At 37.8% G+C, this 15,606-nt stretch carries 14 protein-coding genes and 2 pseudogenes; 9 read left to right on the top strand and 7 right to left on the bottom strand.

Translation table 11 applies throughout. The features are described 5' to 3' along the window. Positions 1 to 49: 49 nt before the first annotated feature. The 3 genes and pseudogenes from AC0VZ4_RS22400 to AC0VZ4_RS22390 form a co-directional block, all read right to left on the bottom strand. Positions 50 to 289, bottom strand: coding sequence for a hypothetical protein (locus AC0VZ4_RS22400; RefSeq protein WP_096794433.1), 240 nt, complete (start codon positions 287 to 289; stop codon positions 50 to 52). 32 nt (positions 290 to 321) lie between these two features. Continuing rightward, positions 322 to 2,332 (bottom strand): annotated as a pseudogene (locus tag AC0VZ4_RS22395) (hybrid sensor histidine kinase/response regulator). A gap of 180 nt (positions 2,333 to 2,512) precedes the next feature. Further along, complete coding sequence (locus AC0VZ4_RS22390) at positions 2,513 to 2,734, bottom strand: hypothetical protein (protein ID WP_007375621.1); 222 nt, start codon at positions 2,732 to 2,734, stop codon at positions 2,513 to 2,515. Positions 2,735 to 3,376: 642 nt separating this feature from the next. On the opposite strand from AC0VZ4_RS22390, the gene AC0VZ4_RS22385 reads away from it, so the two are divergent. From AC0VZ4_RS22385 to AC0VZ4_RS22360, 6 genes are all read left to right on the top strand, one after another. Next, a complete protein-coding gene (locus AC0VZ4_RS22385) occupies positions 3,377 to 3,664 on the top strand; it encodes a hypothetical protein (protein WP_007375620.1) in 288 nt (95 codons plus the stop codon). Beyond that, the gene (locus AC0VZ4_RS22380; protein ID WP_475442185.1) at positions 3,661 to 3,888 is read left to right on the top strand and encodes a PepSY domain-containing protein; all 228 of its coding nucleotides are present in this window, start codon (positions 3,661 to 3,663) and stop codon (positions 3,886 to 3,888) included. The genes AC0VZ4_RS22385 and AC0VZ4_RS22380 overlap by 4 nt, the downstream gene beginning before the upstream one ends. A gap of 77 nt (positions 3,889 to 3,965) precedes the next feature. Next, entirely contained in the window at positions 3,966 to 4,727 is a 762-nt protein-coding gene (locus AC0VZ4_RS22375; protein WP_475439610.1) for an IS5 family transposase, read from the top strand. A 289-nt stretch (positions 4,728 to 5,016) separates the two neighbouring features. After that, positions 5,017 to 5,778, top strand: a complete 762-nt coding sequence (locus tag AC0VZ4_RS22370; RefSeq protein WP_475439610.1) for an IS5 family transposase — start codon at positions 5,017 to 5,019, stop codon at positions 5,776 to 5,778. Positions 5,779 to 5,873: 95 nt separating this feature from the next. Further along, positions 5,874 to 7,016 (top strand): PepSY-associated TM helix domain-containing protein, encoded by a 1,143-nt coding sequence (locus AC0VZ4_RS22365; protein WP_475442184.1) that lies wholly within the window; start codon positions 5,874 to 5,876, stop codon positions 7,014 to 7,016. Then, complete coding sequence (locus tag AC0VZ4_RS22360) at positions 7,013 to 7,258, top strand: hypothetical protein (RefSeq protein ID WP_475442183.1); 246 nt, start codon at positions 7,013 to 7,015, stop codon at positions 7,256 to 7,258. The genes AC0VZ4_RS22365 and AC0VZ4_RS22360 overlap by 4 nt, the downstream gene beginning before the upstream one ends. A gap of 9 nt (positions 7,259 to 7,267) precedes the next feature. Here the strand turns inward: AC0VZ4_RS22360 and AC0VZ4_RS22355 are convergent, their stop codons facing one another. After that, complete coding sequence (locus AC0VZ4_RS22355) at positions 7,268 to 8,104, bottom strand: patatin-like phospholipase family protein (RefSeq protein ID WP_475442182.1); 837 nt, start codon at positions 8,102 to 8,104, stop codon at positions 7,268 to 7,270. A gap of 154 nt (positions 8,105 to 8,258) precedes the next feature. Here AC0VZ4_RS22355 and AC0VZ4_RS22350 point away from each other — a divergent pair, with 154 nt between their 5' ends. Beyond that, entirely contained in the window at positions 8,259 to 9,131 is an 873-nt protein-coding gene (locus AC0VZ4_RS22350) for an SMP-30/gluconolactonase/LRE family protein (RefSeq protein ID WP_475442181.1), read from the top strand. Between the two features lie 34 nt (positions 9,132 to 9,165). On the opposite strand, the gene AC0VZ4_RS22345 is transcribed toward AC0VZ4_RS22350, so the two are convergent. Beyond that, the gene (locus tag AC0VZ4_RS22345) at positions 9,166 to 9,621 is read right to left on the bottom strand and encodes an NfeD family protein (RefSeq protein WP_475442180.1); all 456 of its coding nucleotides are present in this window, start codon (positions 9,619 to 9,621) and stop codon (positions 9,166 to 9,168) included. Positions 9,622 to 9,642: 21 nt separating this feature from the next. Beyond that, complete coding sequence (locus AC0VZ4_RS22340) at positions 9,643 to 10,596, bottom strand: SPFH domain-containing protein (protein ID WP_007375614.1); 954 nt, start codon at positions 10,594 to 10,596, stop codon at positions 9,643 to 9,645. 446 nt (positions 10,597 to 11,042) lie between these two features. Here AC0VZ4_RS22340 and AC0VZ4_RS22335 point away from each other — a divergent pair, with 446 nt between their 5' ends. Beyond that, positions 11,043 to 11,939, top strand: a complete 897-nt coding sequence (locus AC0VZ4_RS22335) for a cation diffusion facilitator family transporter (RefSeq protein ID WP_475442178.1) — start codon at positions 11,043 to 11,045, stop codon at positions 11,937 to 11,939. A gap of 48 nt (positions 11,940 to 11,987) precedes the next feature. Here the strand turns inward: AC0VZ4_RS22335 and AC0VZ4_RS22330 are convergent. Beyond that, a pseudogene (locus AC0VZ4_RS22330) lies at positions 11,988 to 14,258 on the bottom strand (sensor domain-containing protein); the annotation flags it as partial. 87 nt (positions 14,259 to 14,345) lie between these two features. Between AC0VZ4_RS22330 and AC0VZ4_RS22325 the strand changes: the two are divergent. Beyond that, a complete protein-coding gene (locus tag AC0VZ4_RS22325; protein WP_475439694.1) occupies positions 14,346 to 15,605 on the top strand; it encodes an IS256 family transposase in 1,260 nt (419 codons plus the stop codon). Position 15,606: the final 1 nt, after the last annotated feature.

The following is a 15,606-nucleotide window of genomic DNA, read 5'->3' as shown; positions in this document are numbered from 1 at the left end:
CGCCCTTCTCCAAAGGCGGCTTTTTTATACTTAAAAATTAACATGCGATTTAATCGCAGCCACCACCAGAATCACCACCGCCGCAATTGCTATCCGTATGAGACGTGCCACCGCTTACATAAATTGACGAGCCTGTAGTAGATTTAGCCTTTGTAACAAAAGTTGAGAGTAGTAAAATACTGATCCCCACAATGACAATAATTAATGCCTGCCATTGTTGAGTTGAAAAACCTTTGAATAGCACTACAGCTAATATAGCGAACAGTACGGTTCTAAATATATTTTTCATTGTTGAATTCTTTATACAATTATATTTTCTTATTAATGTTTGAGTTTCAGCCGCTCAGCAGTCGATGCAATCGCAATTCCTAATGAGTGCATTTTAAATGGTTTTGAGATAAACATATCCATACCAGCTTGTTTGCATGTTAGCTTATCTTGCGCTGATGTATTAGCTGTTAAGGCAACAATATAAGTTGAGTCATGCCTGCAAATGTTTTTTGAACGCAGTTGTTTTGTTGCCTCAAAGCCATCGAGTATAGGCATAATACAATCCATAAAAATAAGATCGTAGTGTTTTTGCTGACACTTTAATATGGCGTCTTGCCCATCAACTGCAAAGTCGGGTCTCACATTAAACTTATTTAATGATGCATCAAGTACTAATCTATTTATATCGTTATCATCGACAACTAAAACAGAAAGCTTGCAATTGCGATATGTTACTTGAGTGATGTATTTGTTCTTTGCCCGGTTTAATTGGAATACTCAGTAAAAAATGTGTGCCTTTATTTATCTCACTCTCTACTTTTATTGTACCGCCCATATATTCTACAAGTTCTTTAACTATTGCTAAGCCAAGTCCTGTTCCACCTTTGCTGTTTTTGGCGTCAACTTCTTGAGTGAAAGGCGAAAATAATGACTTTAAAAACCCACTTGTCATGCCTCTGCCTGTGTCATGCACTTCAATATTTAAAGTGAATTGATTACTCGCTTTAGTTATTGATGTTTGCAATTTTACCGACCCTTGCTCGGTGAATTTTAAAGCATTACTTAATAGGTTAGAGACTATTTGACTTAATCTTGTATTGTCTGAATAAGCCCAGCAATGGTCGGGTATATTATTGCTAACTTTTAAGTCCACATTAGTATTTGTAAACAATGGGGAGTACAAGGAAGTAAGATCAGTAAAAATTGTTTTAAGTAAGAAATCGGTTGGTTCGAGTTTCAATTCACCATGATTGATTTTAGAAAAATCGAGTACTTCATTGATTATGCTTAGAAGAATGTCGGCACTGCGTAATGCAACTTTTATTTTTTCAGACCGTTTTTCTTCGTTTTGTTCATCTATTAATGTGGTTAGCATGCCTGTTATACCGTTGAGCGGTGTTCTTAGTTCATGACTTATTTTTGCAAGTAACATGCTTCTATCGTCAAGTAATCGTTCCGCTTCGGCCTTTTTATTTTTAAGTTCTTCTCTGAGGGTAACTGACTCTGTCACATCTTGAAATGTGCCAAAAAGTCTTACACAAATACCGTCATCAAACTCAGCTTCGCCAAAAGTAGACACCCAAATATGTTGCTTTTTAGCTGTGATTATCTCCAGTTCTAAATGCCACTTTTCACCTGATTGTACGGCGAGTTCGACTGCTTTTGTTATACTATCTCTGCTTTGACCTTCTTTATAAAACTCAAGCGCAGTGTCTATTTTTGGTTGATAATTTTCGTCAACTTGATGGATGCGTTTAGTTTGTTGACTCCAATAAATATTATTATTAGTTAAGTCTACTTCCCATGTTCCTATATTGGCTACGCTTTCTAGTTTCAATAAACTATTACTGTTTTTAGTGAGTTCTTCTCTTGTGATGCTGCGAGCAAATTCAGCCCCTAACCATTGTGCAAATAACTCAATGTAGTCGTAGGCGTCGTCTGAAAATACTGGTGATTCAGTTGCAGAAGAGAAGTTAACAGTACCGTATACATTGTTACCTACTTTTATAGGTGCACCAATGTACGATTCTAACTGAAAATTAATATAGCATGGGTGATCTGCAATTATGCTCTGTGATACTTTATGAAATGCAAGTGCGGAACCTGCCTCAAGTGTGTGTACGCAGTAGGTGCCATCCAGATCAAATTGAGTGCCTATTTTTAATTCGTTATTAGGGGTTATGGCATGTAAAACTGAATAACAGTTATTTTCAACACGGCTAATGATTGCTAAATCGAGGTTAAAAACCTCGAGTCCGAACTCTAAAAGCTGGTGGGTTTTATCGTCAAAATTAAGGTCTTGATCCGATACTATATCGTGAAAACGTTTAAGAAAATTCAATAGAAAACATCCCTTAATTTTTTAGAATCTAATTAATATCTTGATATGGAACTAGCTAGTAAAGCAGCTTAACTAAAGATAGCGTTATTCAGCTTTTATTTGTAGTACTTGTTCAATATTTCTTACTGAATTTGAGCACACAAGATTATTTATAAATCTTTTGATTATCAAATCATTATATTAATAAGTTGAATTGGGTGTGTACTCAGGGTTGATATCGCCGCCTACTTCTTCAGGATCAACATCGTTAATAAGCAATGTTTCGCGTACAGCTTCAATGTGATCAAGCACACTTTGGTAGCGCTCGCCATATTCATACTTTGTCACTTCAATCGCTTTAGGCATGTAAGTAAAGGCTATTTTAAGTGCGTGGAGTGCTTCTTCGTTTATTTTTTCGCTCATAATGTTCTCTTATGTGTAGGTTATAGCTAACCTGAGTTCTGGATAATAAATCTATCTCAAGCAGCTGTTTTTAGCGCTAACTGCGTTGAATTTCCTTGCAATAGACCAGCTATTGACGCGTAAATTCGCCTTGTTTTCACCAAAAATTTCTAGCTAGAGAGAAACAGACTTAAATATCGTTATTATTTATAGTGTTTTTAAATCTCTTAACCAGAATTCAGGTTAGTTAGTAAAATAACACCAAATACGATTCGGTAAAGACAAAACTAACAAAAGTGAAATTTTCTAGAAAGCGTATGAATAGTTTAATAGAAAAATAAGTGACTATAAAAGGCGTTAAAAAGGACTGTTACGCCATCTAATGTTTAAGCAACTCGTAGCCTGAGGGAGTAGCTAATATAGGTAAGCCAAGTGAAAACGAAAAAATCAAACTCGGCTTCACTGAAAAAGGGCATTACTGCGTACTTAAATTGCACTGCATAGCATAAAAGCTAATAAGAAAAACCAACCGTGTTTTTAGTATAAAAGCGGCTTAATTTGTTTAATAAATTGCATTAAGCAATAAATGCACAATATAATGGCAATTGTTATCATTTACATGTGCGGTTTTGTATATGTTTAGGCAAATTTAATGAGCGAAGAATGGATAATAAAAAAACGTTTACAGCCACACGGCGAAGACACTTAATTGCGTGTGTATTAGCACTAATTACTGCGGTAATAATAATTCCGGGTATGACAACCTACTTACCGTTTCAAATGAATGAACAAATATTACTGCCTATTTTACTTTTTCCTGTTATTTGGACTGCGTTGTTTATTTATGCGTATTTGGCGCAAAAGGTATGGCAACCTTTTGTTGTGATGATTGTACTGTGTGTATCACATGGTTTATTGAGTTTTTGGGCGTTAACGCAGGGGCAGGGATGAAGTCGATTACTTTAAAAAAGCTATTTTTATTACATAGCTGGGTAGGAATTATTACTGCGGTACTGCTGTTTATTGTTGCATTTAGTGGGGCATTAGCAGTGCTGTCGCGACCTGAGTTAAAAATATGGGCAAATCCAGAGCTACAATCTAGCCAACACGTTGCCAGCGCGCAAATTAATCGACTAGTAAATGAATACCATAAACAAGTACCTAGGGCGTGTTGATCTTTGCGGTATAAAAAACAAACAGCATAAGGATAAGGTATAATTGAATTCGCTAAAAAACGTTACACCGAACCCTCATGCCAAGATTAATGTTAACAGACGCGACATGGAATGTCTTATCAAAAGTAATGCACTTAAGTGGTCGAATTTATAATAAGCCTGAGCATAGAAAAACGCTCGAAGGCATACTCTATAAGATGCGTACCGGTATTCCTTGGCGAGATTTACCGTCTTATTTCGGCTCGTGGAGTGCTATTTATAGACGATTTAATTTATGGTCCAAAAAAGATATTTTGAATGAATTATTTCGAGTGTTATCCCACTATGCTGATATGGATTGGATCTTTATTGATGGCAGTATTGTCAGGGCTCACCAGCATAGTTGCGGTGCAAGAACCGCTGACAATGAATCAATCGGTAAGAGTCGAGGTGGTAATTCGACTAAAATTCATCTTGCAGTAGATAGCGGAGGATTGCCTGTTTATTATGAATTATCCTGTGGAAATACGCATGATATCGTCCATGCAGAGTCACTTGTAGCCAATTGCCCAACGAGTAATGTTGTTGTCGCAGATAAAGGCTACGATAGTGAAAAACTAAGAGAGTTTATTCGTGACAATAGCGCTACACCCGTTATTCCACGCAAGGATAACAGTTTAGTGGGTAATGAAGATATTGACTGGTGCATGTACAAATATAGGCACTTAGTTGAGAATGCCTTTGGTCGGATCAAACAATATAGAGGGATAGCCACACGGTATGAAAAGCTTGAGCGGAATTATCATTCCATGCTCGCTTTAGCATTCACTATGATGTGGCTACCAATATGGGCTGATTAATATATATACTACAAAGATCAACAGCCCCTAGTGAATTTGGCGAAAACATTCATGTGTTTTTGCCAAGTGGGCATAACTTTCATTTATTAACGTTGGTATTTGAATCTCACCATGGTGATGAAAATTACGACCAAGAGGTGGCCAGAGTATTTCAATTTCATCCCAATACATTGGCGCTGGAAAATACTTACTATGGGCCTAGGGCGTGTTGATCTTTGCGGTATAAAAAACAAACAGCATAAGGATAAGGTATAATTGAATTCGCTAAAAAACGTTACACCGAACCCTCATGCCAAGATTAATGTTAACAGACGCGACATGGAATGTCTTATCAAAAGTAATGCACTTAAGTGGTCGAATTTATAATAAGCCTGAGCATAGAAAAACGCTCGAAGGCATACTCTATAAGATGCGTACCGGTATTCCTTGGCGAGATTTACCGTCTTATTTCGGCTCGTGGAGTGCTATTTATAGACGATTTAATTTATGGTCCAAAAAAGATATTTTGAATGAATTATTTCGAGTGTTATCCCACTATGCTGATATGGATTGGATCTTTATTGATGGCAGTATTGTCAGGGCTCACCAGCATAGTTGCGGTGCAAGAACCGCTGACAATGAATCAATCGGTAAGAGTCGAGGTGGTAATTCGACTAAAATTCATCTTGCAGTAGATAGCGGAGGATTGCCTGTTTATTATGAATTATCCTGTGGAAATACGCATGATATCGTCCATGCAGAGTCACTTGTAGCCAATTGCCCAACGAGTAATGTTGTTGTCGCAGATAAAGGCTACGATAGTGAAAAACTAAGAGAGTTTATTCGTGACAATAGCGCTACACCCGTTATTCCACGCAAGGATAACAGTTTAGTGGGTAATGAAGATATTGACTGGTGCATGTACAAATATAGGCACTTAGTTGAGAATGCCTTTGGTCGGATCAAACAATATAGAGGGATAGCCACACGGTATGAAAAGCTTGAGCGGAATTATCATTCCATGCTCGCTTTAGCATTCACTATGATGTGGCTACCAATATGGGCTGATTAATATATATACTACAAAGATCAACAGCCCCTAGTAAAGAGTTTTACGCTAATAAAAAAACGGATGCGCCAACTTATATAGGCGAGTTTCATGCAGACTTGCATTTAGGGCGACCAATTGGGTTAATACTCACTGGATTTTTAGGCCTAACGCTTTTAGTAAGTGCGGTTACAGGCTTGTTTATTCATCGTAAATTGATAAAAGAGCTCTTTACGTTTAGACGAAATAAAGGGTTAGATATTGCAGTCAGTGATGCTCACAAAGTTATAGGTATTTGGGGCAGCGTATTTAATATTGTGATTGGTTTTACAGGATCATTTTTAGGGCTCGCGACCATTATTTTACTACCAGCAGCTGCGTTTGTGAGCTTTGGTGGCGATCAAGATAAGTTAATAGAAACGTTTACCGCCATTCCTGAGCCGGTAGTTAGCCACATTAAGCAACCTACAAAAATAGACACTATTTTAGAGAATGCCCATAGCCGTTACCCTGAAGCAGTAATTAGGGATGTCACAATAATGGCGCATAACGATGCGAATGCGCAGGTGTATTTGCGTTTGTTAGGTGGCGAGGCTGTTGCTTCTCAGTTACTGCATTATCGTGGTAATGGTGAGTTTGTGCAGTCGATGAGTAGTTTTGGTGATATTTCGGGTGTATCAATACAAGTAATTGAGTTGATGTTTCCGCTGCACTTTGGGAACTTTGCAGGGGTGTTTGTAAAATTACTTTGGGTATTGCTTGGCTTAAGTACCGCGCTTTTACCTATTTCAGGGATGATGATGTGGCTGGCAAAGCGTACACGTGGCAGTAGCCCGTCGCTGAGTATGCAGGCATATGCACGATGGAATCGTTTTATTATTGGCAGTTGTGGAGGTTTGGTATTAGCAAGCTTTGTGTTATTTCCTTTACAAGTTGTACTTAATTATACCGTTATTGGTGTGGTGCAAAATAGCTTTTTTGGACCCGTGTTTTTTTATACGTGGTTGGCATGGTTACTCTTAAGTGTATTGCCTGTAGGTTATAAAAACTATTTTAAGCTGACTCTTTTGCTATGCGGCGCTTCGCTTGCGGTGGTGCTGCCGCTCAATATTATATTTGGCGTGAGCAATGTTATTAACCTTAATAGTACGTTTGTTGCGGTAGTAGATATAAGCTTTATGGTAGTGGGTATCGCGTGTATTTTTGCTGCCTTAAAAATAAAAAACACACAAAAATTACAAGCAGAGGTACAACCCGCATGAACGAGCTACTTATTATAATTGCGATGGTGAGTTTACTATTAATGATGCTCAACATACGAAAAAATACACTAACAATAGTGACTAAAACATTTTTAAGTACGCTGTTATTTGGTTTAGCGCTGATATGTTTTATGAGTATTTACGGTATTTTAGGCGGTGCAATATGCACTGTTGTCGGGGCCATGTTAGCTGGTTTACTAACTGCAGTTATTGCGGGTAAAGCACCGCAATTATTAGGTTAAAAAATGCAGTTATTTAGCTAAAAAGGCCTTAGCAGCATCAATCCCCATGTTGTAACCACTATTAAGTATTTCAAACTTTTTAGTGGTACGCCCAACTTTAAAGTTAGCAGGTGGTGCAATAATATTGATTTTGCAGTCATTTGGTGGATTCATAATAAAATCGATAGACTTATTATAAAAATCAGATCTACCTAACGTAGTTTGAATTAATGCGGGGTAGTCTTTATACATTTTTTTAGTAAGCCAAGGTGCTTTACTTGGTTTTTTACGATAGCCCAAACATTGAGACAAAATAACGGTGATTTCACGTGCGCCCATTTCGTAAGCTTTTATTACCGGAATTGAATCAGCAACCCCGCCGTCGGTCATCGCTATGCCATTAATAATAGGGTAGTCACGATATGCAATGGGTATAGCGCACGATGCTTTTAATTGATGTACCATATCGGTGCTGGTGGCTTTTAAATAGTGCGCTTTGCCCGATTCGATTGCCGTAGATACAATATAAAACTCGTGTGGAGTTTGATCAAATACTTCCGTATGGAGGCGTATTTCGCGAATTGTTTCTTGCCAGAGCCAGTCTAAATCAAATAAATGACCACCTTTAATAAAACGCGCTAAATTGATAAATTCAGGGCGGCACGAGTAGTCGGTAATCACTTTATAATTTCGCATTGGTTGCTTACATAAAAATGCGGCTATATTCGTTGCGCCAGCTGATACACCAAAATAGCGTTCAAACGGTTGGTATTGTTGTTTTAAAAACTCATCAAGTACACCTGCGGCAAATATACCGCGCATTGCACCGCCTTCAACGACGAGTGTATTTTTATTATTTTTGTTCATGGTCAATCCTTTTATGAAATTTTATGTTATCAACTCAGTCTAAAAATTACTAATGGTGTTGATAAATTAAAGCCGGGTACACATCGCGAAATTCACTGTTTTCTGGTAAGGTTTAATATTACAAGGCTTTGTTAATAATAAAGAATAATTACTTATGTTTGATCCTAGCGTAACCATTTTTGAAAGCACACAGTATCAGCTTGCAGAAAGTCCACTTTGGCATCCTGTGCTGAATACCTTTTTTTGGGTCAACATAAATAAAAAATTACTTTTAAGCAAAAACATACACAGTGAAAGCCAACTAAAAACAGTTAATATGCCCGATACGCTCAGTGCAATCGCTTGGATTGATGAGCAGCACTTGCTGCTCTGTACAAGTACTGGCTTATATAAATATCATATTAATTCAACTACTCGACATCTTATTCTTAATATTGAAAATACACAGCTAAATAGGCGTTCAAACGACGGCCGTGCTGATCCATGGGGTGGCTTTTGGTTAAGTACAATGGATGTAAATGCTAAAAAAGGGGATGGTAAAATATACCGTTATTATAAACGCCAGCTTAAAGCCGTTGTAAGTGGTTTGAGTATCCCAAATGGGTTGTGCTTTGATAAGCCACGTTTACGCGGTTATTACTGCGACTCTTTAACGAGCTGTATTTATGTATTAGATTTGGATGAGCAAACTGGCGAACCTTGCGCTGAGCCACGTGTTTTTTATCAATTTAATAATACGGATGTTGACCCCGATGGCTGCGTAACCGACAAATTAGGTAATTTGTGGCTAGCTGTGTGGGGAATGGGGTGTGTTATGTGTTTATCCCCAGACGGTGCGTTAATTAAAACGATAAAGCTTTGTGCAATAAAACCGACATGCGCTGCATTCGGTGGTAAAAATGCTGAGTTGTTACTTGTGACATCGGCGTTTGATGAGGCGATTAATAATACTGTTAGTGAACAAGGCGCTGTATTTCAAATCTCAGGCATAAAAAACGGGCAGTTTGAGCCGCCCGTTTTACTGTAATTTATTATACACAGTGCTTGTTTTAAAGTGATGATTAGCTTTTAGGCTTAACCCACATAACACCCACTTCTTTTTTGGTTACTAAGACCTCAGTACCGGCGCTAATTGGTTGCTCACTTTTGAGTTTCCAGCTAATACCTGAGTATTGATGTGTAGTTAAACCTTGTTCTGTTACATCGCTATCAAGTACAAAAGTAAGTTCAGCAAAATCACTATTTACCTGCTTTTTATCTACGCGATTTTGCATTTGTTTTAATGGTTTCCAAAGTACAACCGCCAAGCCTGCGGTTACAACTGCGTTACTCCAAAGGGCTGTGGCTAATGAGTCAGGTAAAATACCAAAACTCATTAATAAGCCGGTAAGGAATAACGATAATCCAAAAAACAATAAAATAAATGTAGAAAGGCCAAGTACTGCTACTTCTATTATTAAAGCAACAATACCAAGTACCATAAGTGTTTGCGGTAAATTTTGCGTAATAAAATCCATACAAACCTCTTTATTTAGTTATTAACCCTGATGCTTTTTATTTAAGCTATTAATGATTGCCATACCTTGGGCAACCATTGAGCTTGCATCTGTCGCGTTGTCTGGCAGTAATACAATTGATGACTCACGAGCAATGGCTTCTTTAGCAGCGATTGCTTTAGTTGCTAAGTCTAACTGAATTGCTTTTTGACCTTGCTCTGTATCTGCGGCTTCACCTATTTTAATAAGTGCATTTGCTTGTGCTTCTGCAACCGTAGTAATCGCTGTTGCTTCACCTTCAGCGCGTAAAATTTGCTCGGCTTTGTCTGCTTCAGCAGCAAGCACTTGTGCTTGTTTTTTACCTTCAGCAACGTTGATATTTGCTTGGCGATCACCTTCTGACTCTAAAATTTGAGCTCGTTTAACACGCTCAGCTTTCATTTGTGCTTCCATCGCTTCCATAATAGAGTTAGGCGGCACAATATCTTTAATTTCGTAGCGAAGTACTTGAATACCCCAAGGCTCAGATGCCTGATTTATAGCTGCAACAATGTTTGTATTAAGTAAATCACGCTCTTCAAATGTTTTATCAAGCTCCATTTTACCTAATTCTGAACGCATGGTTGTTTGCGAAAGTTGTACAACCGCAAACGTATAGTCGTCAACGCCATACGTTGCCTTGTACGGGTCTAGTACCCTAAAGTACAGTACGCCATCAACTATAAGTGAGATGTTATCTTTAGTGATAGCTGACTGCGATGGTACATCTTGAGCTTGTTCTTTTAAGCTACGATCAGCCGAGATTCTATCAATAAATGGAATAATAAAGTTAAGGCCGGCTTCTTTAGTTGATTGGTACTTACCAAAACGTTCGATTAACCAGGCGCGGTTTTGTGGTACAAATTTAACGCTACTTTTTAAGAGCACGATAACAAAAACAAGTAAAAAAGCCTCAACAGTAAAAACCATATCGAGAATTTGTGTGACTGGATCCATTTAAACATTCCTTATCATAATTAAACGCTGAGCGGTTGTATTGTTTATAATTTCAGCGTGTGTAGATTATCACTACTAAGGCGTTTTAACCACAAAAATAGGCACTAGAGAAGGGTTTTTATATAGCATTTTTTGAAAGTACTGGCATTTTAATTTTATCAATTTTTACTGCACAAACCTAAATGTCTACTTTCGTAAAAATATTCTATTCTCAGTTTTATATTGGATGTAACTCAATGGGTGTATATTAATTTACTTAAATACAGGGCTATTTAACGATGAGAAATCACCCCATAACGAGACAAAATTTTTATATCTATTTACTTAACTTTTTAGTGCGTTTAAGTGCGTAACGTATTACAATTGATACTGTATATCATCACTCTTTCCAGTTGAGCCTTTTAATGGCTTACTTGCATTTTAAGTATAGGTAATTCAATCACTTCATGACAGAGATCACTACACACCAAGCTTCACGCCGTAGGCTACTTATTGCCCTGGCTATCACGTGTTCATTTATGGTTATTCAAGTCATCGGGGCTTATTATTCAAATTCACTTGCGGTACTTGCTGATGCTGGTCATTTATTTGTCCATAATAGCTCACTTTTTATTGCTTTAATTGCGTCTAGCTTAGCGATCCATTTTGCTAAAACCTATAATGATGGACATCAACGGGCTGAGTTATTTGGTGGACTTGTAAATGGTGTTTTGTATTTAGCTATTAGCTTAATTATTTTGTATGAAGGCAGTGAACGGTTCATTCATCATAGTGAGGGGCATGAGCTTGCTATTAATAGTTATTTAATGTCGGTAATTGCGGGGATCGGTTTTTTGTTTCATGGCGCCGCTGCTTGGGTTTTATACAAAGGACGCAAAGCAAGTATTAATATCTATGCCGTATTCCTACACTCATTTTTTGATTTAATTTCTACTGTATCGACTTTTGTTGCTGGTGTGCTTATTTATTTTACTGGCTGGGATGTAATTGACATTCTATCGAGCATGTTGATTGCGTCGTTTGTTTTATTTACTGGTATTAAAGTAATTATTAGTTGTATTAAAGGTTTACGTTTAAATAAAGCGCAGTTACCAAAAGCAATTGATATTGAAAACGAAATTACGCGTATGGAGCACGTGCATGATGTGCATAATGTCACTGTTACTCGTAAGTACAGAGGGATCGTAGTTGGTGCACATGTTGTACTTAAACAGCACTGTACTATTGAAAAGCACGACGAAGCGTGTCGCTTAAAAGTAGAGCAAGTGCTATCAGACAAATTCAATGTTAAAAGTAGTGTGTTGCAAATAGAGAGCCATGCTGAGCATACGCATGTTCATTAATTTATGAACATGCTGGGCGTGATTTTATTTGCATACGAATTAGTAAAATTAAATCAACCCCAAGATTTCTTCAAAACAACTATTTTTGTGTAACTCTTTAGCGCTCATTGGCTTTGCAAAGTAATACCCTTGTAGTACATGGCAACCTATATTTGCTAAAAATATCATTTGCTCTCGTGTTTCAACACCTTCTGCAATGCAATAAAGCTCTAGGTTTTCAGCTAACGAATATATCGTTTTAATAATAGATTCGTCGTCTTTATCAATACCAATACTATTAACAAAACTTTGATCAATCTTAATTACATCTATAGGGAACTGACTTAAGTACGTTAATGACGAGTAACCCGTGCCGAAGTCATCAAGCAGTAATTTGAAACCAGCTGCTTTTAAGTTTTGTAATTGTTTAGCTGCTTTAAATTTGTCTTCAAGTAAAATACTTTCTGTAATTTCAAGCCTGATCTGCCTTGGTGGTATTTGTGATTTTGCTAATATGTAGAGTAGCCGCTCAGTTATATTCGCTTTTAAAATATGTTTAGGTGATAAATTTAAAGAAATATAAAACAATGGGTTATTGTTCAGAATTGGAGTGAGCTCAATAAGTGCTCGTTTCATTGCTTGCTCTGTAAGTTTTTCTATTAATCCTGTTTCTTCTGCGATAGGGATAAATAAAGCAGGTGACACTAATTGACCTTTATTATCCCAGCGCATCAGTAGCTCTACACCATTTATAGTTTTTGTTTTTATATCAACTATAGGTTGGTAATGATTAAAAAACCGATTGTCTTTTGCGGCATCTTTTAAATCATTTTCAAGAATAAGCTTTTGTTTTATTTTTTCATTCATTTCTTCACTAAAAAATTTAAATCCATTTCTGCCAGCTTGCTTTGCATGCATCATTGCAACATCAGCATTTCGGATCAGTAGATCTGCATTTATAGCATCGAATGGATAAAGGGCAACACCAATACTGGCAGATATATTGATAGAGAAATCCTCAATAATGACTTTGCTTGCCAATTCGCGGCTAATTTTTTTTACTGTCTCAGTAAGCGACTTTAGTGAATCTACATGCTTTATCAGTACTAAAAATTCATCACCACTTTGGCGGCCAAGTGTTGCTTTGTTACTCAGTATTTTTGTTACGCGTTCTGTAATATTACAAAGTAGCTTATCGCCTACGGCATGCCCAAATGAGTCATTAACGGGTTTAAATTTATCAAGGTCGATAAATAGTAGTGCACATTGCTTATTACTTTTGTCTGCATGATTAATCGCTTTTTCTATTTTTTGATGCATTAAACTACGGTTTGGTAAGCGTGTTAGGGGATCAAAGTTTGCTAGATAGCGAAGCTCGTTTTCTGCGTTTTTCTGTTCGGTTAAATCAGAAATAACGACAACGTAGTAGCTTACGTCATTGGTGCCTTTTGCTACTGCTGTAACACTTATATGTATAGGATGTTCATTGTTTATTGCTGTGTTGATATAGGCATCTGTACGCCAATTTTGTGTTGGCTTTAACGCCTTTAATATTGCTGAATATTCTTTACACTTGGCTTTACCTATCGCTTTAATGAAAAGTTTAGGGTTTAATTCGGCAATAGACTTTTTGTTTGAAAATGTATTAATAAAGCTATTATTGGCTGAAAAAGGCATAAGTTGATCATCAAGAATCAATAGCCAATCGGTTATTTGACTAAAAACCTGACCAAGAATAGCCGCTTGTTGTTCATTGGCTCGCTGCTCTGTAATGTTTGTATAAATACCTGAAATATACAAAGGCTCAGAGGATTGTGGTTTATACACAATTTGGCCAAGGTCTTGATACCATAACCAATGACCTGTTTTATGGCGTAATCTATATGTAGCTTGCCAATTATTTTGCAAGCTTAGCGTATCGTTTTGCTGAGCATATGAAAGTAATTGCCCCTCAATTCGTCGGCGATCATCTGGATGTATCAAGGCTAAAAAATCATCTAGTTGAATACGTTTAGGTAAGTCTAAATAACCTAGCTCTTTTCCGCGTTGTGTGTTTACAGAGTTATCCTTAAAGTAATAGTTCCATACACCGCTTTTATTATTTTTAAGCGCAAGCTCAGTTTGCTTTTGCGAATCGATCGTCGCTCTGTGAGCTTTTCCAATCACAATTTGGCGACTGCGATACTGCCAAAAAAGTAAAGACAAAATGATGATAATACCGAATAAGTAGGCAGTATAGGCAATAGGTGATTGCCAAGGGGCATACGCTACATTAAAGTTGAATGTTTTTGGTATGCTTATATTAACTCCATCTCTGGTGTATGCCGATAGAGCTATAGTCGTTTCTGGTGTATGAGAAAAAGTCATTGCGATGTAATCTGTTAATTGATCTTGACCGGATCAACAATTAACCAGAGAGACATCGCAATGACTGAAAATGATAATGTTATTTCCATTGAAAAACCAGACAATCCGTTAGAGCAGTTGCTTAAAAGCGGGGCGCAGCAGTTGTTAGCTCAAGCGATTGAGGCTGAGTTGGCTGTTTTATTGGCTCAATACCAGCATGAGACCGTCGAGGGACTTCAGCGGATCGTCAAAAATGGTCACCAGCCTGAGCGTACGATCCAAACAGGCCTTGGTGATATTGAGGTCAAAATACCTAAAGTCAGGGATCGAAAAAAGGAAGGCATTAAATTCAATAGTGCCTTGATCCCGCCTTATCTGAAACGGACAAAAAATATCGAAGAGCTGATCCCATGGCTCTATTTACGAGGAATTTCGACGGGTGATATGCAGCCCGCTTTAGTGTCTCTTTTAGGCGAGCAAGCCAAAGGTTTGTCGGCCAATAGTGTCTCTCGGTTGAAATCCACCTGGGAAACGGAGTATCAGCAGTGGTCTAAACGTTCCTTGGCTAAACGTCGATATGTGTATATCTGGGCCGATGGGATTTACAGTAAAATTCGAATGGATGATAAGCTGTGCTTACTGGTAATTATGGGGGTAGATGAAACGGGCAGAAAGGAGCTATTGGCGGTGGTTGACGGGGTTCGTGAGTCTGAGCAGAGCTGGACTGAAGTGTTAAATCAACTGCGCTCACAGGGTCTAACAATACCACCAAAATTGGCCATAGGGGATGGTGCGCTGGGGTTTTGGAATGCCCTCACCAAAGTATGGCCAACAACCCAACATCAACGTTGCTGGGTGCATAAAATCGCGAATGTGCTAAACAAAGTGCCGAAATCAATGCAACCTAAAATCAAAGCGAATTTACAAGATATCTGGATGGCAGAGAGTCGAGCTTCTGCTTATAAAGCGTATGATTTATTTGTTAAAAATTACTCAGTCAAATACCCAAAAGCGACGGATTGCTTGATGAAGGATAAAGATGAAATGCTGGCATTTTATGATTATCCTGCTGAGCATTGGATGCACATAAGAACGAGTAATCCGATAGAGTCAACGTTTGCGACGGTAAGGCTGAGAACGCATAAAGTGAAGAGTTGTGGCAGCCGGACAACCACCTTAATGATGGTTTTTAAACTCGCGCAGTCGGCAGAGAAAAAATGGTACCGCTTGCGAGGATTTAAGCTACTGGCTGAAGTAATTACAGGGGTAAAATTTAAAGACGGCGAAAGAATAACTCAAGATCAAACAGAGCATCAAGATGAGCTCATACACCAGATTTGAC

It is taken from the genome of Pseudoalteromonas sp. QJM3NY_22, from assembly GCF_056173065.1.
This window is presented reverse-complemented; position numbering and strand designations above follow the sequence as displayed.

Coding starts and splice junctions, on each gene's coding strand:
- AC0VZ4_RS22350 (WP_475442181.1), top strand. CDS start 8,259: ATGTTTGATCCTAGCGTAACCATTTTTGAAAGCACACAGTATCAGCTT.
- AC0VZ4_RS22390 (WP_007375621.1), bottom strand. CDS start 2,734: ATGAGCGAAAAAATAAACGAAGAAGCACTCCACGCACTTAAAATAGCC.
- AC0VZ4_RS22355 (WP_475442182.1), bottom strand. CDS start 8,104: ATGAACAAAAATAATAAAAATACACTCGTCGTTGAAGGCGGTGCAATG.
- AC0VZ4_RS22340 (WP_007375614.1), bottom strand. CDS start 10,596: ATGGATCCAGTCACACAAATTCTCGATATGGTTTTTACTGTTGAGGCT.
- AC0VZ4_RS22345 (WP_475442180.1), bottom strand. CDS start 9,621: ATGGATTTTATTACGCAAAATTTACCGCAAACACTTATGGTACTTGGT.
- AC0VZ4_RS22375 (WP_475439610.1), top strand. CDS start 3,966: ATGCCAAGATTAATGTTAACAGACGCGACATGGAATGTCTTATCAAAA.
- AC0VZ4_RS22360 (WP_475442183.1), top strand. CDS start 7,013: ATGAACGAGCTACTTATTATAATTGCGATGGTGAGTTTACTATTAATG.
- AC0VZ4_RS22380 (WP_475442185.1), top strand. CDS start 3,661: ATGAAGTCGATTACTTTAAAAAAGCTATTTTTATTACATAGCTGGGTA.
- AC0VZ4_RS22370 (WP_475439610.1), top strand. CDS start 5,017: ATGCCAAGATTAATGTTAACAGACGCGACATGGAATGTCTTATCAAAA.
- AC0VZ4_RS22385 (WP_007375620.1), top strand. CDS start 3,377: ATGGATAATAAAAAAACGTTTACAGCCACACGGCGAAGACACTTAATT.
- AC0VZ4_RS22335 (WP_475442178.1), top strand. CDS start 11,043: ATGACAGAGATCACTACACACCAAGCTTCACGCCGTAGGCTACTTATT.
- AC0VZ4_RS22400 (WP_096794433.1), bottom strand. CDS start 289: ATGAAAAATATATTTAGAACCGTACTGTTCGCTATATTAGCTGTAGTG.
- AC0VZ4_RS22325 (WP_475439694.1), top strand. CDS start 14,346: ATGACTGAAAATGATAATGTTATTTCCATTGAAAAACCAGACAATCCG.